This window comes from Acetobacterium sp. MES1, from assembly GCF_002237635.1.
GTDB lineage: Bacteria > Bacillota > Clostridia > Eubacteriales > Eubacteriaceae > Acetobacterium > Acetobacterium wieringae.
Genome location: NZ_MJUY01000013.1, coordinates 157,764 through 182,466 on the forward strand (window position 1 = coordinate 157,764; position 24,703 = coordinate 182,466).

The 24,703-nt window shown below is 44.6% G+C and carries 30 protein-coding genes; 29 read left to right on the top strand and 1 reads right to left on the bottom strand.

Annotated elements, in window-relative coordinates:
- The first annotated feature begins 18 nt into the window (after positions 1–18).
- Genes BI182_RS04660 through BI182_RS04680 form a run of 5 tightly spaced genes read left to right on the top strand, consistent with a single transcriptional unit; the run spans position 19 to position 3,714 of the window.
- Complete coding sequence (locus tag BI182_RS04660; RefSeq protein WP_148637210.1) at positions 19–1,272, top strand: phage portal protein; 1,254 nt, start codon at positions 19–21, stop codon at positions 1,270–1,272.
- The gene (locus tag BI182_RS04665) at positions 1,247–1,933 is read left to right on the top strand and encodes a head maturation protease, ClpP-related (RefSeq protein ID WP_148637211.1); all 687 of its coding nucleotides are present in this window, start codon (positions 1,247–1,249) and stop codon (positions 1,931–1,933) included. Before BI182_RS04660 ends, BI182_RS04665 begins: the two co-directional genes overlap by 26 nt.
- 15 nt (positions 1,934–1,948) lie before the next feature.
- Positions 1,949–3,145, top strand: a complete 1,197-nt coding sequence (locus tag BI182_RS04670; RefSeq protein WP_148637212.1) for a phage major capsid protein — start codon at positions 1,949–1,951, stop codon at positions 3,143–3,145.
- A gap of 7 nt (positions 3,146–3,152) precedes the next feature.
- A complete protein-coding gene (locus BI182_RS04675; RefSeq protein ID WP_148637213.1) occupies positions 3,153–3,365 on the top strand; it encodes a head fiber protein in 213 nt (70 codons plus the stop codon).
- 37 nt (positions 3,366–3,402) lie between these two features.
- A complete protein-coding gene (locus BI182_RS04680) occupies positions 3,403–3,714 on the top strand; it encodes a head-tail connector protein (protein WP_148637214.1) in 312 nt (103 codons plus the stop codon).
- Between the two features lie 4 nt (positions 3,715–3,718).
- On the opposite strand, the gene BI182_RS04685 is transcribed toward BI182_RS04680, so the two are convergent.
- Positions 3,719–3,985: a DUF1413 domain-containing protein gene (locus BI182_RS04685; protein ID WP_148637215.1), complete on the bottom strand. Its 267-nt coding sequence runs from the start codon at positions 3,983–3,985 to the stop codon at positions 3,719–3,721.
- Between the two features lie 136 nt (positions 3,986–4,121).
- Here BI182_RS04685 and BI182_RS04690 point away from each other — a divergent pair, with 136 nt between their 5' ends.
- From BI182_RS04690 to BI182_RS04805, 24 genes are all read left to right on the top strand, one after another.
- Positions 4,122–4,454 carry a head-tail adaptor protein gene (locus tag BI182_RS04690; protein ID WP_148637216.1) on the top strand — a complete coding sequence of 111 codons (333 nt, stop codon included), beginning with the start codon at positions 4,122–4,124 and terminating at the stop codon, positions 4,452–4,454.
- Positions 4,447–4,878, top strand: a complete 432-nt coding sequence (locus BI182_RS04695) for an HK97 gp10 family phage protein (protein ID WP_148637217.1) — start codon at positions 4,447–4,449, stop codon at positions 4,876–4,878. Before BI182_RS04690 ends, BI182_RS04695 begins: the two co-directional genes overlap by 8 nt.
- Complete coding sequence (locus tag BI182_RS04700) at positions 4,875–5,219, top strand: hypothetical protein (protein ID WP_148637218.1); 345 nt, start codon at positions 4,875–4,877, stop codon at positions 5,217–5,219. The genes BI182_RS04695 and BI182_RS04700 overlap by 4 nt, the downstream gene beginning before the upstream one ends.
- Positions 5,220–5,795 (top strand): major tail protein, encoded by a 576-nt coding sequence (locus BI182_RS04705; RefSeq protein WP_148637219.1) that lies wholly within the window; start codon positions 5,220–5,222, stop codon positions 5,793–5,795. It begins immediately after the preceding gene.
- Positions 5,795–6,196 (top strand): hypothetical protein, encoded by a 402-nt coding sequence (locus BI182_RS04710; protein ID WP_148637231.1) that lies wholly within the window; start codon positions 5,795–5,797, stop codon positions 6,194–6,196. The genes BI182_RS04705 and BI182_RS04710 overlap by 1 nt, the downstream gene beginning before the upstream one ends.
- Positions 6,197–6,207: 11 nt before the next feature.
- The gene (locus BI182_RS04715) at positions 6,208–6,375 is read left to right on the top strand and encodes a hypothetical protein (RefSeq protein WP_187389214.1); all 168 of its coding nucleotides are present in this window, start codon (positions 6,208–6,210) and stop codon (positions 6,373–6,375) included.
- 102 nt (positions 6,376–6,477) lie between these two features.
- Complete coding sequence (locus tag BI182_RS04720) at positions 6,478–8,781, top strand: phage tail protein (protein WP_286805856.1); 2,304 nt, start codon at positions 6,478–6,480, stop codon at positions 8,779–8,781.
- The gene (locus BI182_RS04725) at positions 8,781–9,161 is read left to right on the top strand and encodes a hypothetical protein (protein WP_148637221.1); all 381 of its coding nucleotides are present in this window, start codon (positions 8,781–8,783) and stop codon (positions 9,159–9,161) included. Before BI182_RS04720 ends, BI182_RS04725 begins: the two co-directional genes overlap by 1 nt.
- A 14-nt stretch (positions 9,162–9,175) precedes the next feature.
- A complete protein-coding gene (locus tag BI182_RS04730) occupies positions 9,176–10,318 on the top strand; it encodes a phage tail protein (protein WP_286805858.1) in 1,143 nt (380 codons plus the stop codon).
- A 15-nt stretch (positions 10,319–10,333) separates the two neighbouring features.
- Positions 10,334–11,305: a hypothetical protein gene (locus tag BI182_RS04735; RefSeq protein ID WP_148637223.1), complete on the top strand. Its 972-nt coding sequence runs from the start codon at positions 10,334–10,336 to the stop codon at positions 11,303–11,305.
- Between the two features lie 18 nt (positions 11,306–11,323).
- Positions 11,324–13,057 (top strand): collagen-like domain-containing protein, encoded by a 1,734-nt coding sequence (locus tag BI182_RS04740; protein ID WP_148637224.1) that lies wholly within the window; start codon positions 11,324–11,326, stop codon positions 13,055–13,057.
- Positions 13,047–14,375 (top strand): Kelch repeat-containing protein, encoded by a 1,329-nt coding sequence (locus tag BI182_RS04745; RefSeq protein WP_148637225.1) that lies wholly within the window; start codon positions 13,047–13,049, stop codon positions 14,373–14,375. The genes BI182_RS04740 and BI182_RS04745 overlap by 11 nt, the downstream gene beginning before the upstream one ends.
- Before the next feature lie 64 nt (positions 14,376–14,439).
- Complete coding sequence (locus BI182_RS04750; protein ID WP_148637226.1) at positions 14,440–14,946, top strand: phage holin family protein; 507 nt, start codon at positions 14,440–14,442, stop codon at positions 14,944–14,946.
- A 204-nt stretch (positions 14,947–15,150) separates the two neighbouring features.
- Entirely contained in the window at positions 15,151–15,369 is a 219-nt protein-coding gene (locus BI182_RS04755) for an SHOCT domain-containing protein (RefSeq protein WP_148637227.1), read from the top strand.
- A 61-nt stretch (positions 15,370–15,430) separates the two neighbouring features.
- Positions 15,431–16,993 carry a recombinase family protein gene (locus tag BI182_RS04760; protein WP_148637228.1) on the top strand — a complete coding sequence of 521 codons (1,563 nt, stop codon included), beginning with the start codon at positions 15,431–15,433 and terminating at the stop codon, positions 16,991–16,993.
- The gene (locus BI182_RS04765) at positions 16,994–17,431 is read left to right on the top strand and encodes a recombinase (RefSeq protein WP_148637229.1); all 438 of its coding nucleotides are present in this window, start codon (positions 16,994–16,996) and stop codon (positions 17,429–17,431) included.
- Positions 17,418–18,989 (top strand): recombinase family protein, encoded by a 1,572-nt coding sequence (locus BI182_RS04770; protein WP_286805862.1) that lies wholly within the window; start codon positions 17,418–17,420, stop codon positions 18,987–18,989. The genes BI182_RS04765 and BI182_RS04770 overlap by 14 nt, the downstream gene beginning before the upstream one ends.
- 179 nt (positions 18,990–19,168) lie before the next feature.
- On the top strand, positions 19,169–19,381 hold the full coding sequence (locus tag BI182_RS04775) for a helix-turn-helix domain-containing protein (RefSeq protein ID WP_148637646.1): 213 nt from the start codon (positions 19,169–19,171) through the stop codon (positions 19,379–19,381).
- A gap of 14 nt (positions 19,382–19,395) precedes the next feature.
- Positions 19,396–19,773, top strand: a complete 378-nt coding sequence (locus tag BI182_RS04780) for a hypothetical protein (RefSeq protein ID WP_148637645.1) — start codon at positions 19,396–19,398, stop codon at positions 19,771–19,773.
- A gap of 125 nt (positions 19,774–19,898) precedes the next feature.
- Positions 19,899–20,273: an ArsR/SmtB family transcription factor gene (locus BI182_RS04785; RefSeq protein WP_099082814.1), complete on the top strand. Its 375-nt coding sequence runs from the start codon at positions 19,899–19,901 to the stop codon at positions 20,271–20,273.
- Positions 20,274–20,286: 13 nt separating this feature from the next.
- A complete protein-coding gene (locus tag BI182_RS04790) occupies positions 20,287–22,884 on the top strand; it encodes a heavy metal translocating P-type ATPase (RefSeq protein WP_286805867.1) in 2,598 nt (865 codons plus the stop codon).
- Between the two features lie 455 nt (positions 22,885–23,339).
- A complete protein-coding gene (locus BI182_RS04795) occupies positions 23,340–23,465 on the top strand; it encodes a hypothetical protein (protein WP_276495644.1) in 126 nt (41 codons plus the stop codon).
- Positions 23,466–23,564: 99 nt separating this feature from the next.
- Positions 23,565–23,999 (top strand): GTP pyrophosphokinase, encoded by a 435-nt coding sequence (locus BI182_RS04800; protein WP_286805870.1) that lies wholly within the window; start codon positions 23,565–23,567, stop codon positions 23,997–23,999.
- Between the two features lie 179 nt (positions 24,000–24,178).
- The gene (locus tag BI182_RS04805) at positions 24,179–24,646 is read left to right on the top strand and encodes a GNAT family N-acetyltransferase (RefSeq protein ID WP_286805872.1); all 468 of its coding nucleotides are present in this window, start codon (positions 24,179–24,181) and stop codon (positions 24,644–24,646) included.
- The last annotated feature ends 57 nt before the right edge of the window (positions 24,647–24,703 follow it).

Consider the following 24,703-nt stretch of genomic DNA (forward strand, 5'->3'; position numbering starts at 1 on the left):
ATTTTTAAGGAGGAACCCATGAGTCGATTAAGAGATCTATTCCATTCTCGCGATAAACCAAAAAACTATCTGGACAACAACCCCTTCAGTTTTTTCTTCGGTGGGACCACCGCCGGGAAAACTGTCAATGAACGAACGGCGATGCAGACCACCGCTGTTTACTCTTGTGTGCGGATCCTGGCCGAAACCATCGCCAGCTTACCGCTTCACACCTATCAGTACACTGACAATGGCAAAGAAAAAGCCGAGGGGCACTGCTTATATCAGCTCCTCCAGCATGAACCAAATCCGGAGATGACTTCTTTCGTGTTTCGAGAAACATTGATGAGTCATCTTTTATTATGGGGCAATGCTTATGCTCAGATTATTCGGGATGGAAGGGGACAGGTGTTGGCGCTATATCCCTTAATGCCAGACAAAATAACGGTTGATCGAGCCTCAAATGGAGAACTTTTCTACAGATATCAGAGCGATAAGGGTGAAGTAGTGATGCGCAAAGAAATGGTTCTGCATATCCCGGGCCTTGGTTTTGATGGATTAATCGGCTATTCACCGATTGCCATGGCCAAAAACGCCATCGGGATGGCCATCGCCACTGAAGAGTATGGCTCCAAGTTTTTTAGCAACGGCGCCAATCCGGGAGGCGTTTTGGAGCATCCTGGTGTTGTTAAAGATCCCAAACGGGTCCGGGAAAGCTGGAACGCTGTCTATCAGGGCAGCAGCAACGCCCATCGGATTGCTGTTTTAGAGGAAGGGATGCGCTTCACTTCCATCGGCATTCCCCCGGAACAGGCTCAGTTTCTGGAAACCCGAAAGTTTCAGATCAATGAAATCGCCCGGATTTTCAGGATCCCACCCCATATGATTGGAGACTTGGAGAAGTCCAGTTTTTCCAACATTGAGCAGCAGTCGCTGGAGTTTGTCAAATACACTTTAGATCCCTGGGTGATTCGTTGGGAACAATCGATGCAGAAAGCCCTACTCAGTGACAGTGAAAAGAGCCAATACTTTATCCGCTTTTCGGTGGATGGCCTACTGCGTGGGGACTATGCTTCCCGCATGGCCGGCTACGCCACTGGCAGGCAAAACGGCTGGTTGTCCACTAATGATATCCGGGAGCTGGAAAACCTCAATCAAATCCCAGAAGAACTGGGCGGTGATCTTTACCTGATTAATGGTGCCATGACAAAACTGGAGGATGCGGGTGCCTTTGCAAATACCAACACAAATGAAAGCGAGGAAACGAATGAAGAAGTTCTGGAATTGGATTAAAAATGAAGATGGGTCACGCACCCTGTACCTGAATGGCGCCATTGCCGAAGAAAGCTGGTTCGGCGACGAAGTGACACCCAAGCAGTTTAAATCAGAACTGGTCTCTGGTGAAGGCGACATTGATATCTGGATTAACAGTCCCGGCGGGGATTGCATTGCCGCCAGTCAAATTTACAACATGCTGATGGATTATAAGGGCAATGTCACAGTCAAGATTGATGGAATTGCTGCTAGTGCTGCTTCGGTGATTGCCATGGCCGGAACAAACGTCAAGGTCTCGCCCACCAGTCTGATGATGATTCACAACCCCTTGACGGTGGCGATTGGCGACAGTGCTGAAATGAAAAAAGCCATCCAAATGTTGGAAGAGGTGAAGGAGAGCATTATTAATGCCTATGAGCTTAAAACCGGCCAACCCCGGGCGAAACTGTCAAAACTGATGGACGGTGAGACCTGGCTTAACGCCAATAAGGCCTTAGAACTAGGCTTTGCAGATGAAATGCTCTTTGATGAACGAGAGACTTGTGATGGTGCCCAGAATTACAGCTTTTCCCGGCAGGCAGTGACCAACTCCCTGCTGGATAAGCTAATCCCTAAGCTAATAACCCCTAAAGGAATACCGGTTGACGTGTTTGAGACACGATTAAATTTGATTAAATAAGTGGAGGAAACTGATATGAAAAGAATTTTAGAATTACGTGAAAAACGAGCCAAAATCTGGGAGGATGCGAAGGCGTTCCTCGATCAGAAACGGGGGCAGGATGGCATCTTAGCGGCTTCCGATATTGAAGTCTATGAAAAAATGGAAGCGGATGTGGTAAATCTGGGAAAAGAGATTGATCGCCTGGAGCGTCAACAGACCCTGGATCTGGAGTTTTCAAAACCGATCAATACCCCGATTACCGGAAAACCAACTGGTATTACTGAGTCGAAAACCGGTCGTGGCAGCGATGAGTATGCAGCTTCATTCTGGAACGCCATGCGCAATAAAAGCTTAAGCTTTGAGATTACCAATGCCCTGCAAATTGGCAGCGACAGTGAAGGTGGCTATCTGGTTCCCGATGAGTTTGAACGCACCCTGGTGGAAGGCTTGGAAGAAGAAAATATCTTTAGAACTCTGGCCAAGGTTATCACCACCGCCAGCGGCGATCGTAAAATCCCGGTGGTGGCCACCAAGGGGACGGCATCCTGGATTGATGAAGAAGGAGCTGTACCTGAGAGCGATGACTCCTTTGGTCAGGTTTCCATCAGTGCTTATAAGCTGGGAACGATGCTGAAGGTTTCTGAAGAACTGCTCAATGATTCCATTTTTAATCTGGAAGCCTATATTGCCAAAGAATTCGCCCGCCGCATCGGTGCCAAAGAGGAAGAAGCATTCTTCATTGGTGATGGCAACGGTAAACCAACCGGGATCTTCAATGCCACCGGCGGCGCCCAGGATGGGATTACCGCAGCCAGTGCCACCGCCATTACGGTGGATGAGATCATGGATCTGTTCTATGCTCTTAAATCCCCCTACCGTAAAAGTGCTACCTTTATTCTCAACGATGCGACCGTTAAAGCCATCCGGAAACTCAAAGATGGCAATGGCAACTATATCTGGCAGCCATCGATTACCGCTGGAACCCCCGATACGATTCTCAATCGACCAGTAAAAACCTCGGCTTATGTGCCAAACATCGCAGCTGGCGCTAAGACCATCGCCTTTGGTGACTTTAGCTATTACTGGGTGGCGGACCGTCAAGGCCGGTCTTTTAAACGGCTCAATGAACTTTTCGCTACCACTGGCCAGGTGGGTTTTATGGCCACCCAACGAGTCGATGGCAAGCTGATCTTACCAGAAGCCATTAAGACCCTGAAACAAAAGGCATAGGTGGACCATGAGTTATACCACAAAGAACTATACAACCGATGGCGGTGATAAAACCGTGATTGGCGGCACCCTCGAAATGAAAGAGGGTGCTGTTTTATTGGGCCTACCCCAAGCTGCCAATCAAGTCGATAGCACCGCGACTACCATTGCGGGATTAGTAACGGATTTTAATGACCTGCTTGCAAAGCTTAAAGCAGCGGGTTTGATGAAGTTAGAGTAATCAATCAGAAATATACTAATGAAATGAGGTGGCAGTGATGCAGACACTCCTGGAAAAAGTCAAAGCCAATCTGATTCTTGAGCATAACCAAGACGATGCGCTATTACAAAACCTGATCTTTACTGCCATCGCTTATGCAGAAAGCTATCAGAAAAAAGAAGATGGCTTTTACTCAAAGCATGACATGCACCCGACCACCGAACAGGCGGTGATTATGCTGTCCTCCCATTTCTATGAAAGCCGGGATGGCAGCACCGGGGGCTTTTTTGCCGACAATGTTCAGGCCAGCAGCCAGGTTTGGTCTGTGGTCAACAGGCTGTTGCAAATGAATAAGGATTGGAAGGTGTAAAATATTATATTTTCCTGTATCGTTGTTGGTTTTGTGGTGTTTTACCTAAAGGTAAAACTTGTGTAGCGCCTGCCCCCTGAGCAAAAGCAAAAAATGAACTGCCGAGACGGGTGCGGTTACCTACATCAATTCGACTCCATTCATAGCCGAGGAATAGATCGCGTACCATGAACTCCTCATCAACTAATAGGTTTTGAATTTCAGTCTGTGAATAGGTAATCAAATCTGTTAAAGAAGTACTTTTTGTAATTGGAGTGTTTGAAATAGGCATTATATTGCCCTCCTTTAATATTTTTACATAGTAGCTAGTAGCTACTATGTTTATGTTGTTAACGTATCATAGTGGAAAGAATATGTCAAGAATTATTTTTGAACGTTTTGATTATTATTTGAAAGGTTTGGTTATCATGAGCTACGGAAAAATGAATACCTTTATTGATCTGATCAGCACCCAACCGATCAAGGATGCGGAAGGGTTTGTAAACAAAGGCGATACGATTATTGTTTCAATCAGAGCCTATAAGGAGGATCGCCATGGCAATGAAAGTTGGAAAAATCGAGCCATTTTTACCAATGCCTCAGCGCTTTTTCGCTTTCGTAGTATTCCCGGCATTGTTGTTAAAACCAGTATGGTAATCGCCTGTGATACCGGGCGCTATAACATCGTTTCAGTTGAGGATGTGAAAGGTCGCGGGATGTACATCGAAGCGCTCTGTGAAAGGATGGAAACCAGTGGCTAAAATTACGATCAAAATGCCAGACGATTTTCTGCTCAAAATTTCAACCCTTGCTGAAAAGTCCGATGAAATCATTCCCAGAGTTTTAGAAGCAGGCGGTGACGTGGTGCTTGAAAAAGTCAAAAGCAATCTCAGCGCGGTCATTGGCAGTGAAACGAAACTTAAGAGTCGCTCCACCGGCGAGCTGGAAGCGGCCTTGGGGATATCCCCGGTGAAAAAAGACAGCGCTGGTAATTACAATCTTAAAATTGGTTTTTCCGAACCCCGCTCCGGTGGCGAAAGCAATGCCAAGATTGCCAATATTCTGGAATACGGCAAAAGCGGCCAACTGCCGAAACCTTTTCTAAAACCAGCCCGGGCAAAGTCGCGAAAGGCTTGTGTTGAAGCGATGAAAAACAAACTGGAAAGTGAGATCGAAAGCCTATGAACAGTCTAATCGAACTCAATCAGATCATTAGTGGACTCAATATTTCGGTGGAAACCGGGAAATTTTCGGAAGAACCCGCCTATGAGTATATGGTGGTGACCCCGCTGACAGATACCTTTGCACTCTACGGCGACGATCTACCCCTTCGCACCGTTGAGGAGGTACGGATTTCGATTTTTTGCAAGAACAATTACATTGTTTTAAAAAATCGACTCACAACAGCTTTAATTAAAGCCGGGTTTGTCATCACCGATCGGCGTTATGTTGGTCATGAAGACGACACCGGCTATTACCATTATGCCATCGATGTGGCAAAAGACTATGAAGTGGAGGAAGTATAAATGGCACAAATAGGACTTAAATATCTCATCTGTTCAAAACTGACAGAAACCGAAACCGACACTAGCTATGCAGAAGGCCGAATTATGGCTTATGCGATCAAAGCTGATATGAATATCGAAGTGAATGAAGGGGTGCTGCGGGGCGATGACCGGATCATTGAAAATGTCAAAGAGTTTAAATCCGGTAAGCTGACACTCAATGGGGATCATCTGGACTATGAAACCCGAGCGCTTATCTTAGGGCATACCCTGACGACTATTGAATCTGGGACCAATAAAAAAATGACTGCCAAAGGCTCCGACGATGGCGCTTTTGTCGGAGTCGGTTTTTATGCCACCAGCATTAAAAACAATATCCGTGGCTTTCGAGCCATCTGGCTCACCAAGGTAAAATTTGGTGTCCCATCTGAAAGTATGGAAACTCGAGGGGAAGCCATCAACTTCCAAACCCCGACCATTGAAGGCACCATCCTAACCGATATGCTGGATGTTTGGAAAGAAGAAGCCACCTTTCCAACCGAGGCTGAAGCAAAGACCTGGTTAAATACCATGGCCAGTATCGGAGGTACCCCATGATGACGGATACTGATCGAATGGCAAAGGTAAAAATCGGTGGTGTGGAATATCCGCTGATCTTTACCACCAAAGCCACCAAGGAAATCGCCAAACGCTATGGCGGCCTTGCCAACCTGGGTGAAACACTAATGAAAAATGAAAACTTTGAAATGGCTCTGGATGAGGTAACCTGGCTGATTGCCCTGCTGGCCAACCAAAGCATCCTGATTCATAATCTTCAAAATGAAGAAAAGAAACCCTTGCTTACCGAAGAAGCCGTCGAGCTCTTAACCACCCCGCTGGAGCTGGCTGATTATAAAAATGCCATCACCGAAGCCATGATGCGTGGCACCAAGCGTCATGTGGAAAGCGAGGATAATACCGCTGATGGTGAACCCTTAAAAAACGTGAAAGTCGAGTAGATGATGCCGCATTGTTTACTCGACTTTTATATTATGGCACGGTGCATTTAAACCGTTCTGAGGATCAGGTCTGGCTGATGCCACTGGGTCAGCTGCTTGATCTTTGGACCTGTCATAAACAGTTCTTGGGGATCGAGAAACCAAAACGGGAATGGACCATTGATGATATTATTCCATGAGAAAATACCATAGAAATTACATCAGAATATTTAGCAATCGAAACACCAGCTTATCGTGCGTATGGTGTTTTTTCATGCCAAAAATCAAGGAGGTGATGCATTGTGGCAGATAATTTTGGCTTGAAAATCGGGGTTGAAGGCGAAAAAGAATTTAAGAACGCCCTCCGGGATATCAATCAATCCCTTAAGGTGCTAGGCAGTGAAATGAAGCTGGTCGAGTCTCAGTTTGACCGACAGGATAAAAGCATCGAAGCGGTTACCGCCCGGAATCAATTATTAAACAAAGAAATGGATGCCCAGAAGGATAAGATCAAAGCCCTGGAAAAAGCCCTGGACAATGCTGCCACCTCCTTTGGCGAGAATGATCGGCGCACCCAGAACTGGGCGATCCAACTAAACAATGCCAAGGCCCACCTCAATGGGCTGGAGCATGAAATCAAACAAAATGAAAAAGCCCTGACTGAAATCGGAGATGAGTTTGATGATGCCGAAAAACAGGCCGAGCAGTTTGGCAAGTCTCTTCATGACACCGCCAATAAAGCAGAAAGTTCCGGCGGTAAATTTAGTGCGTTAGGTGGGACGCTCAAAGGCATCGGTATCGCCATGGGTACCGCCTTTGTCGCGGTAGGTGCTGCAGCCGTTTCCTCGGCCAAATCTTTAACCGATATGACGGTAGGAGCTGCTGCCTATGCCGATGAAATCCTGACGACTGCTACGGTAGCCGGAGTATCGGCTGAAAGTCTTCAAGCTTATAAATATGCGGCAGAGTTAGTCGATGTCTCTATGGAAACCCTCACTGGCTCCATGGCCAAACAGATCCGGTCGATGTCTTCAGCTCGGGATGGTTCAGCGGATATGATTGAAGCTTATGATCGATTAGGAATATCTGTCGCAAATGCAGACGGTTCGCTCCGAAATGGCGAAGATGTTTATTGGGAAACCATTGACGCTCTCGGCAAAATGGAAGAAGGCGCGGAACGGGATGCTCTGGCCATGAAGATATTTGGGAAATCGGCTCAGGAATTAAATCCCCTGATTGCCCAGGGATCAGCCGGCATTGCTGAACTCACCGACGAAGCCAAACGGATGGGCGCTGTGCTGAGTGATGAAACCCTGGCCCAGCTGGGGAAATTTGACGACAGTGTCCAGCGCTTAAAATCCGGCAGCGATGCAGCTAAAAATGCCCTTGGCACGGTACTGCTGCCCCAGCTTCAGATTATGGCCGAGGAGTGTGTGGCGCTGCTGGGTGACTTTACCAAAGGCCTGCAAGATGCTGGTGGCGACTTTACCAAAATCTCCCAGGTCATTGGCAGTACCGTTGGCGGGATTGCCGATATGGTCCTGAGTAACATGCCCGCCGTTGTTCAGGTGGGAATGGACATCGTTGGAGCGGTGGGCAGTTCACTGCTTGCTAATCTGCCGATGCTATTCGATACCGCCAATCAATTGATCTTCACACTTCTGGAAGGGTTGATTTCGGCTCTGCCACAACTAACCGATGGTGCTCTCCAGCTGGTGCTGGCCTTAACCCAGGGGATTCTGGACAATCTTCCGGCTATTCTCGAAAGTGCTATGGTGATGGTGGCCACTCTGATTACCGGGATTGCTGAGGCACTGCCAGAACTGGTACCAAAGATCGTCGAGTGTGTCATCCTGATGGCCCAAACCCTGATGGATAACGCCGGACTCTTAATTGAAGCGGCTCTCGCCTTAATCACAGGCTTGGCCCAAGGACTGATCAATGCTTTACCGATTTTCATTGAAGCCCTGCCGCAGCTGATCAATTCGTTTATCAACTACTTTGTTAATAACCTGCCGCTGATTATTGAAACCGGGATCAACTTAATCATTGCCCTGGTCACCGGCCTGATTGCCGCCATTCCCACACTGATTGCGGCGCTGCCTGAAATCATTATCGCTCTCGTGAGCGGTCTGGGACAGGCAGCTGAGGCGATTTATGATGTGGGGATCAACATCGTCAAAGGCTTATGGGACGGGATCATGTCCATGGGGCAGTGGCTTTCAGATAAGGTCACCGGTTTCTTTGGTGGCGTTACGGACGGTGTCAGAAATCTCTTAGGGATGCACTCACCATCGACAGTGTATGCGGATATTGGAGAAAACATGGGTGCTGGCGTTGGGATTGGTTTTGTCAGAAAAATGGCGATGGTCACTCGCGATATGCTCGGTGCCATCCCGACCACCCTGGATGTGAGTACCCAATCAAATGGGTTAACCGGAAGAACTTCATCAACCAACCGAGATAGTGGCTTGCTGGATGGTGGCAGTGCCACACCGATTTATATCTACACCACCGTCGAGCTGGATAAAAAAGCCGTGGGTCATTCGATCACCCCGATTGTTTCTCGGGATCTGGCGTTTAGCTTACGAGGAGGTAAAATCTGATGGCAGTTTGCGACATTACCAATAGCAATGGACCGGTACTATTATCAACCTTCCATGCGACTTATGCCAACAGCCTTTATACGCCGGGCGACTACAGCCCATCTTATTTCTGGCCAGAAAATGCTGCGAAGCCGATTTACTTTAAAACCAAGGAACGGTTCAGCAAACTGGCAGTGGAATGCTATTTTAAAAACGGCAAGCTTGCTGATATTGAGGCGTTAAAACAGGCTTTGAAAAAATGTGTGGTGACCCTCAACAACCGCTTTATCGAAGGCCAGAGCTTTGACTCTATGCTGGTGAGCACCCAGATCAATCAAATCTCAAGCCGCCATTATAGTGCTGTGTTTGTTTTTGATTGTGTGATGATAACCACTGGGTAGAAAAAGGTGAAATGATGATATTAAGCTTACTGGGTCAAAACAAAACGCCGATCGGTGAACTGGATCAGCTGGATAATTGCTATGTTACTGAACTGCTGGAAACCGGTGAAGATACCCTATCCTTTGAAATCTATGTCAAACACCCACTGTATAAAGATCTGATTGAAGAAAACCTGATTGTGACCGATGATAACCGCTATGTTATAAAAAGCATTGATGAACGGGGTCAAACCACCATCATTGGCTGCGTTTTGGATTTATCGGACTTTATGGTGGCGGGGTATCACTTGTTTCAATTAGAAGATATAACCCTGACTGGACTTTTGACCCAGCTTCTTGCTGGGACGGGCTGGTCTTTCATTGGTGCTGCGAATATCACATCGATAAAAACACTGTCCCTGGAATCCGGAAATGCCCTGGATCTGCTGCGACTGGCTGAAAAAACATTCGGGGTGATTTTTCGCTATGATTGTATCGGGAAGATTATCCGCGTCACGACGACTCAAGGCTATACCAATAAAGGCGTTCATTTTTCCGATGAACTCAACATCAAAGAATGTGAACTCCGGGGAGACAGCTTTGACTTGGTCACCCGGCTGTATGCCTTTGGCAAAGATGGACTGAGTTTTGAGGATATCAATGGCGGCAAGGCCTATGTCGAAAATTACCAATATACCAGTAAGGTCATTACCCAGGTCTGGGTCGATGAACGTTATCAGCTAAAGGAAGAACTGCTGGCGGCGGCTCAGAAAAAAGTAGTTGGTTTATCCATCCCCAATCGGGTCTATACCGCTTCGGTGGTTGATCTGGCCAGCCTTTTGCCCGATCAATATGGAATCCTAGCTATTGCCATTGGTGATAAGGTCACACTGATTGATCGGATTCGTGGGATTGAAGTGGAGCATCAGATTGTCAAACTAGTCAGCTATCCGGATACTCCGGAAAAGAACATCGCAGAGTTGGGACGGGTCTCTACCGATTTTGAATCGACGATCACAAAGCTAAAAACGGAGGATATCAAAGAAGCAATTGATAAAAACGTCCCCCCAGCCGTCAATGAATACATGAATGAATACTTTGGCGGTCAAAAATGGCTCTGTGTTGAAGCCTACCCGGAAGTGATGGATGCGAACACCTTGTACCTGAAGTATGTATGATAAATGAGGTAAGTGATGGGAATTAAATTTAACGGTCGTGAGATTGAAGGCCTCAAGGCAAATGGATTGACGATTGTCGAAGCGATGATTAATGGCCGAATTGTCTGGCCGGAAGAAAGCGATTTTCACTGGCAGCCCAACCCCGATATGGTCTGGGCCAGAAGCCAATGGGAAGCCTTAGCACAAGGTCGAATCGGCTATCTGCGGATGCACTATGCCAAAGACTTGGTCAATGATTTCTTCTTCGAAGAAGGCACCGTTGTCACCTCTGATGGACAGACCTATCATAATTCAGCGGCAACATACGGCGTTGAACATATCTGGAATTATTCCAACAGCCGGGTCAGTGCAGTATATCCGACCACCAAGGTCGTTTGGACCATGTATTTTCCCAATAATCCAACGGTTTATCCTGCTACAATTGAATACGGCGAGACCTATTTCTGCTTTGATGGCGTATCAGTGGATTGGTATCCCTGTCTCTGGACGGATATCGCCTACTTTGATCTGTTAAACCAGGCAACAGTCTTCATTGATGATAACAGTGTGGCCCTTTATCTCGGGTTTTTTAACGGCTGTCGAAAACTTCAAGCCGTCCCTCAAGAATTTACGATGAAACTTAGCGCTTATCGCTTGCAGGGGATTTTTTCTGGTTGCGCCGCATTAGTGTCGGTGCCATATTTGGATATGACCAACGCCATATATGGAATGGGAATGTTTGAGGGCCGAGCCAATCTTAAAGAGTTGAAATTGGTCAATGTCAACATTTCCATTGACCTATCGCCCTGTATCAATCTAACCAAGAGCAGTCTGAGAAATGTACTGGCGGGGCTGACTGATCGTACGGGTCAAGATAAGCTGGCCATTGGTTTGGGCGCCGCCAATATCGCTAAGCTTTCTCAAAGCGAACTGAGTGTGGCACTGAATAAAAACTGGGATGTGGTTGAGACCATCACCGATTGGCCGGATTATTCGGAGGAGGAGTAAAACTTGGAAGGAGATTCTATGCGAAATTTTAAGGTGACTGTCAAAGAGAAACAGCTTTTTTATGATGAGATGATCGTGAGTCAATACGATCATCTGGTTCAGTGTTTGGTATTTGAGATTCCTAGAATGAATGATGGCCTTAACGTGACCGATTTTAATATTCATGTCAAAACGGAACTAGGTCGTTTGACGGATCGGATTCTCATGATACCGGTAATCGATGGTGATTCTGTTCGTTTTATCTGGATTCTGACCGCTACGACAACCCAGGCTGCCGGGATTTTGGCTTTTGAAGTGCAGTTGGAAGGAAAAGCGGATCCTGGTATTCCGGTTTGGCAAAGCGAAAAAGGATTGATCCGTATCAACCAATCAATTAAGGCTGATACACCCCAACCACCCTTTGAACCGTCACTCCTTTTGCAATGGGAGCAGCAAATGATAAAACTGGGTGAAGATGCACAATCGGTAATGAAAAAAGCCGATCATGCCAGTAGTGAAGCACTAATCGTTGTGGAACGCGCTGATGCCGGGGAGTTTATTGGAGCGAAAGGTGATCCCGGTATTCCTGGGCCTCAAGGCAGTACTGGTGAAGTTGGGCCGCAAGGTCCGCCCGGCATTCAAGGCCCCAAAGGTGATCCGGGTGATGCTGGACTTCAAGGTCCAGCCGGTGAAAAAGGCGACCCTGGATTGCAAGGCCCCCAAGGGCCATCTGGTGAGACTGGCCCACAGGGTATTCCGGGAATTCAAGGACCAAAAGGCGATCCGGGGGATGCTGGCCTTCAAGGACCGGCTGGTGAAAAAGGTGATCCTGGGTTACGAGGCCCTCAAGGGCTGCCGGGAGAAAATGGTGCTCAAGGAGAACCTGGCTTGCCAGGGCCAAAAGGCGATCCCGGCATTGACGGACAACCAGGCGAACAAGGCCTTAAGGGCGATAAAGGCGATCCTGGAATCCAAGGTCTGCCCGGCGCAAAAGGAGATCAAGGACTTCAAGGGCTGCAGGGTCTCACCGGTGAAACTGGTCCTCAAGGCGAGCCAGGGATCCAAGGCCCGAAAGGTGATCAAGGCATTCCAGGTATCCAAGGTCCTCCCGGCGCAAAAGGAGATCAAGGACTTCAAGGGTTGCCGGGTCTGACCGGTGAAGCTGGTCCTCAAGGCGATCAGGGCATTCCAGGTATCCAAGGTCCTCCCGGCGCAAAAGGGGATCAAGGGATTCAAGGCTTGCAGGGTTTGACAGGTGAAACGGGACCTCAGGGTGAGCCAGGTCTTCAAGGTCCCAAGGGTGATAAAGGTGATTCTGGAATTCAAGGACTACAGGGTCTGACGGGAGAAACGGGTCCTCAAGGTCCGAAAGGTGATCAGGGCGTTCAGGGAATCCAAGGTCTGCCCGGCGCAAAAGGTGATCAAGGGATCCAAGGACTGCAGGGTTTGACCGGTGAAGCCGGACCACAAGGTGAACCGGGCATTCAGGGACCTAAAGGCGATCCGGGTGATCCCGGAATTCAGGGTCCGATTGGTGAACAAGGGATTCAAGGCGAAAAGGGCGATACCGGTGATGTGGGTCCGATTGGTCCAGCGGGTGCTGCCGGTTATTCCCCCGTCAAGGGCGTGGACTATTTCACTGAAGTTGATAAAGCGGCATGGTTTGATCCTTTGGGAACACGGCTGGGTGCAGCTGAATCTGCTATTACATCTATTACAACCCAACTTGGCACCCTCAATAATCAATTGGAAGGAGCGTTAAATGGCAACTAAAACCTTAAGTGAAAACATTCAAACGGCCATCACTGATCTTTCCAATATTAAAACCTCGCTGATCGGCAAAGGCGTCGCCATTCCATCCGGGACCCCCACTAATAGCTATTCAGGACTGATTGATGGTCTGCTAATCGGTACCCCGGCCAGTGCGGAGTTTAATATTCATTTTGGGGATGTCGCCCCAGAAGATACGACAAAGCTGTGGGTCAAAAGCACTCCGGTTTCAGATATTAAACTTGATAGCGATATTTCCAGTGTTTTAAATGCGACTACCCGGGTGAATGATATCCTTGATGCTGCTACCAATGAAATTGTCAGTGGCGTCGGTGGTTGTGCTGAGCGGGTTGGTAATCTGGTTTATCTCTTAGGAGGCTATACCATGAGTCCAAAGATCCTGACTTATAACCTGGATACCCTCGTAACCATATCCACGGGTGTGGCGATGCCATCCAACTACTTTAGATATACAGCCACTGGGCTGGTTGGGAACTTTATCTATTTATTGGGCGGACTTAAGTATTCAACCATGTCCTTGGACATCTACAAATATGATATCCTCGAAAAGACCATGACAAAGCTTGCGGTTGCCATTACTAATGATGGTAATCATGGCTGGCAGTCATTTGCTTACGCCACAGTTGGAACAAGGATCTATCTATTTGGCGGCTATAATTCAACCAGTTTTTCAAACTCCTATATTGTCACGAAAGCGTATTACTTTAATACCGTGTCGCAGACATTTACAATGATTGCGGCAACATTAAATCACTGCGTTGAAGCCGGTACCGCGGTTATTGGGACGGATATTTACCTGATCGGCGGTCGCAATTCAGGGGGTACAGCGACATCACGGATTAGTAAATATGATACCCTTCTTGATACGTACACGATCGTAGCAAATTTGCCAGCGGGGTATACAAACTGTCGAGCCGCCGTAGTGGGGACGGATATTTATATTTATTGGGATAATAGCATTTTTAAGCTGGATACCCTGACGAATACCCTTTCAACGGTTTCAAGTGGGCTGGCTTGGGATTCTAATGGCGGCACCATTATTTCTTATGGCACCGACATTTTTTATTTCTGCGGCAGTGGTGCTGCCAACCGGGTGATAAAAACCACTGCTGATGTCACTTTGGAATCAAACCATCTGCTGATTTCCAGTCTCACATCCGGTCATCGGGTTGCACTCTTTAACCAGCATGGCATTGACATTAAACTCCCAGTATCCAATGTATATAAAGGAGATGCCAACAACAAAGCACAAAAGGTCGAAGCCTACTACTATAATAACGCCCAGTGGAATCTGATCTAAACAATTGTGGAGCCTTCGGGCTCTTTTTTAATAGAGAAAAATAAATTTGAAGGAGAAACTAAAAATGGAATATCTAGATAAAATTAAATTAGTTGTCATCGTGGCCTTTACTGCTCTTTCCGGCTGGCTAGGCATGTTGGCCGTACCAGTCATATTACTTTTTGTCCTGGCCACCTTTGATTATATCACTGGACTGGCTGCAGCCAAGTATCGGGGCAATAAGATCTCGAGCTACAAAGGCTTTCAAGGCATTATGAAAAAGGTCTGTTTGTTTTACCTGATTGCTGTTGGTGCGATTCTTGATTACACCTTACTCTATGCCAGTCAGTATATCGGAGTCGATGCCCGAGTCAATTTTGTCATCGCATCCTTCGTAGCCGTGTGGCTGATCTGCAATGAGATCATCAGTATTTTAGAAAACATGAAGGATATGAATGTCAACTTTCCACCATTCTTAGAAAAGATGACCCAGAATATCCGCACCCAGATGGAGAATGAAACAGCTGTTGATGGTGGGAAGAAACAAGCAGGGAATGAGGATAATGCCGATAAAACCGGATTGAAACAATAAAATTGATCAAGTTGTCCACATCCGTGAGGGAAAGTTTTCAGCCGGGTGCCACAAAGATATAATTAAATAACAGTATTCTAGCAGTGCCCACGAAGGAGTTTTTCCTGGTGGGCATTATTTTTATGTCCGGGGGTTCGATTCACATGGATTTTTCGCTTATCGGTAGAAGGAAACAGATCAATCCTTCGGATGGGAGGAACAACCATGCAGGTAACAAAAATCACAGATGATCAGCCGATACCGGTAGTTGCCATAAAAAGATTCACAAAAGAAGAAATTCAACGGGAATACGACTATTTTCTTGCCCAGAAAATACTGGAATCACTGCTGGAAGAAGGGCTGATAACCAGGGGCGAATTCGATCAAATAACTGTACTGAACCGCAGAACATTCTCGCCTCATTTAGCTGAGATAATGCCCTGAATTCGTTGCTATCAAGGGCTTTCAGAGGTAACATGTGACCTACGGAAGGTGAGGTGAGTTGATGAAAAAGATAACAAAAATCGAACAAAACAGGGATTTCGAAGGGAAGAAAAAAACTCGGGTGGCAGCGTATTGCCGGGTATCAACGGCAAGTGACGAACAGCTGGTTAGCCTTAAAAACCAGAAAGTCCACTATGATCATTACATCAAGGCAAACAGGGACTGGGATTATGCTGGCATTTATTTCGACAAGGGCATTACTGGGACAAAGAAAGATAAACGGGATGGGCTTCTTTCCTTAATTGCTGACTGCGAATGCGGTAAAATTGATCTTGTGATCACAAAATCCATTAGTCGATTTTGTCGAAATACAACCGATTGCCTGGAACTGGTCAGAAAGCTTCTGGATTTTGGCGTTCATATCATTTTTGAAAAAGAGAACCTGAACACCGGCTCGATGGAGAGTGAATTGATGCTTTCGATTCTGAGTAGTCTGGCTGAAAATGAATCGGTGTCCATTTCTGAAAATGAAAAATGGGGTGTCAGGAAGCGCTTTCAAAATGGTACATTCATCATTTCCTATCCGCCCTATGGCTATCAGAATGAAGATGGGGAGATGGTTATTGTGCCTGATCAGGCTGAAATAATCAGAGAAATCTTCGCATCAGCATTATCAGGGAAAGGGACTGGGGCCATTGCTGACGATTTGAACACAAGAGCAGTTCCCACTAAAAAAGGCGGAAAATGGACTTCGGCAACAATCTGGGGAATTATCCGGAATGAAAAGTATACAGGGGATGCGCTCTTTCAGAAAACATACACAGATGAAAGCTTTAACCGGCATAAGAATTATGGCGATCAGGATCAATATCTGGTACAGGGGCATCATGAAGCAATCATCAGCCATGAGGACTATGAAAAGGCCAATGCCGCATTGAAACAGCGGGGCAGAGAAAAAGGGATTAGTGATCAGACCGAAAAATTCCATAACCGATATGGTTTTTCAGCAAAAATAAAATGCGGGGAATGCGGCAGCAACTACAAGCGCCGAATCAACTATAAACCCAGTGGTTCTGAAATTGCCTGGTGCTGCTCCAGACATATTGAAAATACTGCTGAATGTTCCATGAAGTATATTCTGGATGATCGGATAAAAGCCGCTTTTTTAACGATGATGAACAAGTTGATATTTGGACAAAAGCTTATCTTAAAACCGTTGGCAAACAGTCTCAAAGGCCAGAATGACAACAGTCGGCTGGAAAGAATCAATGAGCTTGAGATAAAACTGGAGAAAAACATCGAGCAGCGACAGGTGCTGACGAATCTGATGGCAAGCGGTTATCTGGATCCGGCGCTTTTTAATAAGGAAAGCAATGAATTGAGTCGGCAGGCAGAATTATTGCGTGACGAAAAGGAAAACCTGATCCACTTCATCGGGGGAGATATGTCTCGGACGGAGGAATTGAAGAAGCTGATAAAATTTGTCTCAAAAAGTGAAATGCTCACCCAATATGATGATGAATTGTTCCTTTCCTATGTGGAAAGAATAACGGTGTTGTCGCGAAAAGAGCTGGTTTTCGAACTGAAATGTGGGCTGAAATTGAGAGAAAGGCTAGTGAAATAGATGGGGCGAAGCATACCTTACGGTTACCGGATCGAAGATGGCCAGGCTGTAGTGGCTGAAGAACAGGCGGCCAGAATCAGAGAATTTTTTAATGTCTATATTTCCGGCATGGCACTGACTGTTGCCGCCAAAACAGCTGGATTAAAACTGCATCATGGTTGTGCAGGAAGGATGCTTAGGAACAAACGCTATCTGGGCGATGCCTATTATCCGGCAATCATTGATAAAGAGCTCTTTGAGAAAGCTGAAGCAAAGCGCATGGAAAAAGCCAGATCACTTGGAAGAATTCGTGAGCTGAATGATCAGAAAACACCGGAATGTTTAATGAGATTTAAGATGCCCAAGGTGATTGATAAATTTTCAGATCCATTCAAACAGGCCGAATACGCCTATAGTCTGGTCGAAAGTGAGGTGGAGGTAAGTGATGGAATTAAGTAGAAATGTAACGGTCATTCCCGCTAGAAGACGGGTGGGGAATACGGTCAATGAGCAGAAAAAACCGAAATTAAGGGTAGCGGCCTACTGTCGTGTTTCGACGGATAGTGAAGAGCAGGCGACCAGCTACGATGCTCAAGTGGCCCATTATACCCATTTTATCGAGAAAAACAGCGAATGGGAACTGGCCGGAATTTTTGCAGACGATGGCATCAGCGGTACGAATACAAAAAAGCGTGAAGAATTCAATCGCATGATCGAAGCGTGTATGGCAGGGAATATCGACATGATTATTACCAAGTCGATCAGTCGATTTGCCAGAAACACCCTTGATTGCCTAAAGTTTATTCGGGAACTCAAAGAAAAGAACATTCCTGTTTTTTTTGAAAAAGAAAATATCAATACCATGGACTCCAAGGGGGAAGTGCTACTTACCATTATGGCCAGCCTTGCCCAGCAGGAGAGCCAGTCACTATCACAGAATGTCAAGTTGGGGCTTCAGTACCGTTATCAGAACGGCGAGGTGCAGGTCAACCACAACCGATTCCTTGGATATACCAAAGATGAAGATGGGAATTTGGTTGTCGATTCAGTGGAAGCAGAAGTGGTAAAGAGAATCTACTGTGAATACCTACAAGGAGCAAGCCTTGCGCAGATTGGTAAAAGTCTAGAGGCAGATGGCATTCTTACAGCGGCAGGTAAAGCAAGGTGGAGGCCAGAAACTTTGAAGAAAATACTACAGAATGAGAAATATATAGGTGATGCACTTTTACAGAAAACCTACACGGTGGATTTCCTTACCAAAAAGCGAGTGAAGAATAACGGAATTGTTCCTCAGTATTATGTGGAAAACAGCCACGAAGCCATCATACCCCGCGACCTTTATATGCAGGTGCAGGAGGAAATGGTAAGGAGAGCGAATCTTCACAGCGGTGAGAACAGAAAGAAAAGAATCTACAGCAGTAAGTACGCATTATCTAGCATCGTTTACTGCCCAAGGTGCGGAGACATTTACCGGAGAATTGCATGGAACAATAGGGGGAAGCATTCCTTTGTGTGGAGATGTGTCAGCAGGGTGGAACATGGTCCAAGCTACTGTGATGCACAAACGGTTCAGGAAACGGAACTACAAGAGGCTGTTGTAAAAGCTATCAATATAGCACTTGGGGGCAAGGATGATATGCTTATAGCCTTGGAGCAGAACATTGCATCGGTACTTGCTTTGGAGGACGAAGGTTCTATGGAAAGCATCAATGCCAAACTGGAAGAATTGCAAAAGGAACTGCTGAAACGAGCCAATGCCAAAAAGGATTATAATGACCTTGCTGATGAGATAGACCGTCTGCGAGAATTAAAGCAGAATGCTATGGCAGAGAATGCGGAACGAGAAGGCTTGAAACAGCGAATTGCCGAGATGCAGGAGTTTCTTGCAGAACAGGTGGAGCAGATAGAGGAATATGATGAATCTCTTGTGAGACGAATGGTTGAAAAGGTAACAGTTTATGAGGAAAAATTCTCGGTGGAATTTAAGTCAGGCACAAGAGTTGATGTGAAAAGATAAAAGAATAGGTTACAGGAATTAGCACCTTGCAGAAATGCAGGGTGTTTTCTGTTGCAAAAACTTCGTTTATCTATTACGTTGGGGTAATTGGAATTAATTGAAATTTCCAAAAAATTGTAGTACAATAAGTTATCTGATTTGTGAAATAAGTTGAGAGCAAACAAGCAGAGGTGTAGAATATGATTAAAAATAATATAGAACTAGATGTTAAAGTTAAGTGTATAGAGAATGGAACCACACAGGCAAAAATAGCGGAAGACGTCAATACTACGAAATCCTATGTGAATCGTATCATCAAAAAACAGGATGGTGTGGTAAACAAGACATTTGTGCAGATGATGGAGGCTCTTGGATATGATATAGTACTGACTTATGTGAAAAGAGAAGGGTAAGGTGGTGGATTACGGTGGAACTATTATTAAATGATGTATTGAATTTGACAGCGGCAGAAATAGATAATAGCAGAATCGAGTTGAATATGACGGAAGGTTCTGGAGGTATTGCATACATTGATAAGTGGTTATCTCTGGGGCAGGATGAAAAGGATAGTGGCATCACTGACTGTTCTTACTGGGGATGGTATGGAAATAAAAAGAATTTTAATATTGGACAGACAGTATTTAGCTTTATTAAAATGTCTTATGATGAGTGGCTCTTCATTTCTGCAGCTGAAATAGTAGATGTCCCTGTTGGTAGCAGAGCGAGAGTAAAAATTATTAAACGACTTATACCGCTGTTTGGACGGCTAGTTATGAAATATAAAAAAGGCAACAAGTATAAATAGACAATATATTGCTCGTTCACTTGAATAACTGTTCAAGTATCTATTGACATCTTATTATTGTGGTAGTAAAATAAAACATATGAATAACTGTTCAAGTATACAATTGAAATATTGGAGGTGGTAATGTGGCAAGGAAAATTCAACCAGCTGAAAGATGCGACTGTGATGTTATACATGAGGATACTGTTAATCAAGTTCGAGAAAAAATGCCTCAAGAAGAAACTCTATATGATCTTGCGGAGCTATTTAAGGTCTTTGGGGATTCAACAAGAATTAAGATACTCTGGGCGTTAGATGAAGCAGAGATGTGCGTTTGCGATATTGCATTCTTATTAAATATGACACAATCAGCAATTTCACACCAGCTAAGAGTCTTAAAGCAGGCTGAACTAGTAAAGAGCAGAAGAGAAGGAAAGATTGTATTCTACTCTATTGAAGATGAACATGTAAAGCAAATATTTGACCAGGGATTAATTCATATTTTAGAAGAAAGAAAGTAAAGGAGGGCCAGTAATGTTAAAGAAGGAAGTAATTTTAGAAGGTTTAGATTGCGCAAATTGTGCAGCTAAAATTGAAGATGAGGTTAATAAATTAAATGGAGTCAAAGCCTATATGAACTTCATGAACAAGACATTGACTTTAGAAACTGAATCAGAGCAAGAGTATAAGAATACACTACAGCAAGTTGAAACCATAGTGCACAAGCACGAACCGGATGTGGTAGTTAAAGAAAAATCCGTTAACAAGAGCAATAAAAAAGTATTAATACTTGAAGGACTTGACTGCGCGAATTGTGCTGCAAAGATTGAAGCTCAAACACAAAGCCTCGAAGGAGTAAATAGTGCGACCGTTGATTTTGTATCTAAGAAGCTGACAATTGAAGCGGTCGATAAAAAGGAATTTGGTAAAATTCTTGGAGAAGTAACATCCATTGTAAATAAACTTGAGCCGGATGTTAAAATAGTTGATGAAGAGAAGAAAAGGGTGAACAAAAGCATGGTAATGCTTGAAGGACTTGGCTGCGCGAATTGTGCAGCTAAAATGGAAAAAGAAATAAGCGGTCTAGAAGGAGTGAAATTTGCTGCAGTAGATTTTGTTTCGAAGAAACTAACACTGGAAATAAGTCCGAAAGTCAACCGCTCTGAGTTAAATGAGAAGATTGAAGGCATTGTAAAAAAAATCGAACCGGATGTTAAGGTTGTTTTTGAGAAGGATACATCTAAGGCCAACGTAAAAGAAAATAATGAAGAGGAAGAAGAAGGTGTCAACAAAAAAGAAATCATAAGACTTGTGGTCGGTGGAGCAATATTTGCCGTGGGAATCATCTTTAATTTCCAAAATTGGCTTGAACTTACCTTATTTATTATTAGTTATATCATAGTTGGTGGAGAGGTTGTCTTAAGAGCAATAAAAGGTATTGCCCGTGGACAGGTATTCAGTGAGCATTTTCTAATGAGTATTGCTACCATTGGTGCTTTCTTTGTTGGAGAGTATCCAGAAGGCGTAGCTGTTATGCTGTTTTATCTGGTAGGTGAACTGTTCCAGGATATAGCGGTAGGTCACTCCAGAAAATCAATAAGTGCTTTGATGGATATAAGACCTGACTATGCAAATCTTAAGGTTGGCGATGAGATTCGTAAAGTATCTCCTGAAGAGGTAAACATAGGCGACATTATCATTGTTAAACCAGGAGAAAAAGTTCCCCTCGATGGCAAGGTCATAGAAGGAAACTCTATGGTTGATACTGCTGCGTTGACAGGTGAATCTGTTCCCCGTGAACTCGAGCCTGGAAATGATGCGCTGAGCGGGTTCATTAATAAAAATGGTGTTTTGACTATAGAGGTAACAAAGGATTTTGGTGATTCAACTGTATCTAAAATTTTGGATCTGGTTCAGAATGCCAGCAGTAAGAAGGCTCCTACAGAAAAATTTATAACAAAATTTGCGCGTTCCTATACTCCGATTGTAGTGTTTGGAGCGTTAGCCTTAGCAATCATACCTCCATTGGTGATCCCCGATGCAACTTTCGCTACTTGGATATATAGAGCATTAGTGTTTTTAGTTATATCCTGTCCATGTGCGTTAGTGATTTCAATACCATTGGGCTTCTTCGGAGGGATTGGCGGAGCGTCTAAGCGGGGGATATTAGTAAAAGGCAGCAACTATCTTGAAGCGTTGAACAATGTTGAAGTGGTTGTTTTCGATAAGACAGGTACTTTAACTAAAGGTATATTTGAGGTTGTGGATGTTAACCCCCAAGCCGATTTTACTGATGAGGAATTGATTGAATATGCGGCATTTGCTGAAAGTCATTCAAGTCATCCAATTGCACTGTCCATTCTGAAAGTCTATAACAAAGATGTCGATATTACTAAAATTGAAAACTATGAGGAAATTGCAGGTCATGGGATTCTGGCTAAAGTTGGTGGTAAAGAGATTCTTGCCGGAAACAGCAAGCTGATGAATAAAGAAAACATTATATATCAGGAAGTTGAGACTCTAGGTACAGTAGTACATGTTGCAGTAGACAAGAAGTATGCAGGAAATATTGTAATATCAGACGCTGTGAAGGAAGATTCAGCTGATGCGATTAAAGGATTGAAGGCAGTAGGTGTTAGAACTACAGTAATGCTAACCGGCGATAGGAAGTCTGTAGGCGAAAAAATAGGAGCCCAGCTGGGTATCGACGAGGTATATACAGAATTGCTACCGGCTGACAAGGTAGAAAAAATCGAGTCCCTGGAAGCCAAGAAATCTCATAAGGGGAAAATTGTATTTGTTGGTGATGGCATCAACGATGCTCCGGTACTTGCAAGAGCGGATATCGGCGTGGCAATGGGCGGCTTGGGGTCTGATGCTGCAATTGAAGCAGCTGATATAGTTATCATGACGGATGAACCATCAAAAATTGTCACTGCAATTAAAGTAGCAAAAAGGACCAGGAACATTGTGATGCAAAACATTGTGTTTGCATTAGGGGTTAAAGCCATATTCCTTGCACTTGGTGCGGTGGGAGTTGCAACTATGTGGGAAGCTGTATTCGCTGACATGGGTGTGGCAATAATCGCAATATTAAATGCAATGAGAGTAATGAATACAAAAAGTATATAAGCCTACATGAATTATTAACCCCTTGATTTATTTCCTCAAAGATAAAATCAAGGGGTATCTGTATTTAAATTTATCTTAGGTAATTGCGAAATGAAAAAGATTTGGATGACACGGGGACGTTTCGTTTGTCATATCCGTTAAGCTGTGATACACCTGAAAAAATCAGAAGAGGGTAATTCGGTACATTCACCGTAATCCCTAAAAGCGGGAATGATTGCCTGACTGGAAGAATGACCATGGAGTAGTTATGATAAAGTTATCCAGGGCTATCAGGGAAATCCGACTGCACTTGATGTTGAGATTATCAAAGACTATTTCCCAACGGTGGCAGATTTTGTTCGTTTTTTCGGAGAAAGAAAATCAGGATGCCTCGAAACCAATCAAAAATCTAGATTGAGTGATGCACAGCTTAAGATATGCTGAGTCAGAACAGCGAATATTAAAATCTGGGCGAATTGTTTGTTGAAAAGCGAAACCAGTTGATCCGACAGATTCAGCAGGAAACGGACAGCAGTATCCGTCAATTGAGTCGGGTGCTGGGTCTGGGTAAGATGATAGTAGAACAGGCATTGAAGCGGTAAATATGACAAATGAAACGGCCCCTCGTCATTTATAGCGTAAAGCTTTTTGATAACCAGTTGTGTGTGCCGTGAGCAATAGCGGCGAAATGGAGGTTTAAAATGTTAAATAAAGCAATCGAAATTGCTGCAATTGCTCATACTGGGCAAGTTGATAAAGCCGGAGCACCCTATATATTACACCCACTCCGAGTGATGCTTTCAAGAGATAATGATCTGGAACGAATATGTGCAGTATTGCAAGATGTCGTAGAAGATTCGGAGTTTTCCTTTGAAGATTTACGTAAACAGAGGTTTTCAGAAGAAGTCATTGAGGTATTGGATTGCCTGACTAAGCGCGATGGAGAATGTTATGATGCATTTATTGGCAGAGTAATAGAAAATGAAACGGCCTGTCGGGTGAAACTGGCAGATATCGCTGATAATATGGATTTAACACGTATTGAAAAGCCAACCGAGAAAGATCAGGAACGGATTAAAAAATATGAAAAAGCGGTTGAAACTATTTTAGCAGCGTTATCATCAGAGATTGAATAAATATGACACGGGGGATGCTTCGTTTGTCATGCATTCAGTTTGGAAATCCTTTGGGTATCTTGTCCGTTTGCCCAAAAGATAGAAAAATAATACAAAAGTATTTGCATAAATAGATTAGGTACTTTGATTATGCAGACTAGATTTTAGAGCATCCTCACAATGCCCGGGGAAGGAAAAACATGAAAATCACAAAAGCAGAAAAAGCAGATCTTGAAAATATTTTATCACTTCAGTATTTAGCATACCAGAGCGAAGCGAGACTGTTAAATAATTATGAAATTCAGCCATTGACCCAAACACTGGAAGAAGTATTGCTGGAGTTTGAAAAAGGAACATTCTATCAAGCCGTAAATGAAAAAAATGAACTGATTGGATCGGTCAGAGGTTTTGTTGACAATGATACGCTCTATATCGGCAAATTGATTGTACATCCCGATTATCAGGGAAATGGCATCGGCACAGCACTGCTGAAAGAAATTGAAAAAGACAACTCCGGACTACGACAAGAACTGTTTACCAGTGATCAAAGTCTTAGAAATTTAAGACTTTATAAACGCCTCGGCTTTGTCCAATTCAAAATCAAACCGCTGTCAAAAGATCTGAATCTGGTATTTATGGAGAAAAAACCGGGATTGCTCGAGACATGATATGGGGAGGATTCGGTAATTGCATAACAGCGTTCCATTGACATTCCTCTCATCCCC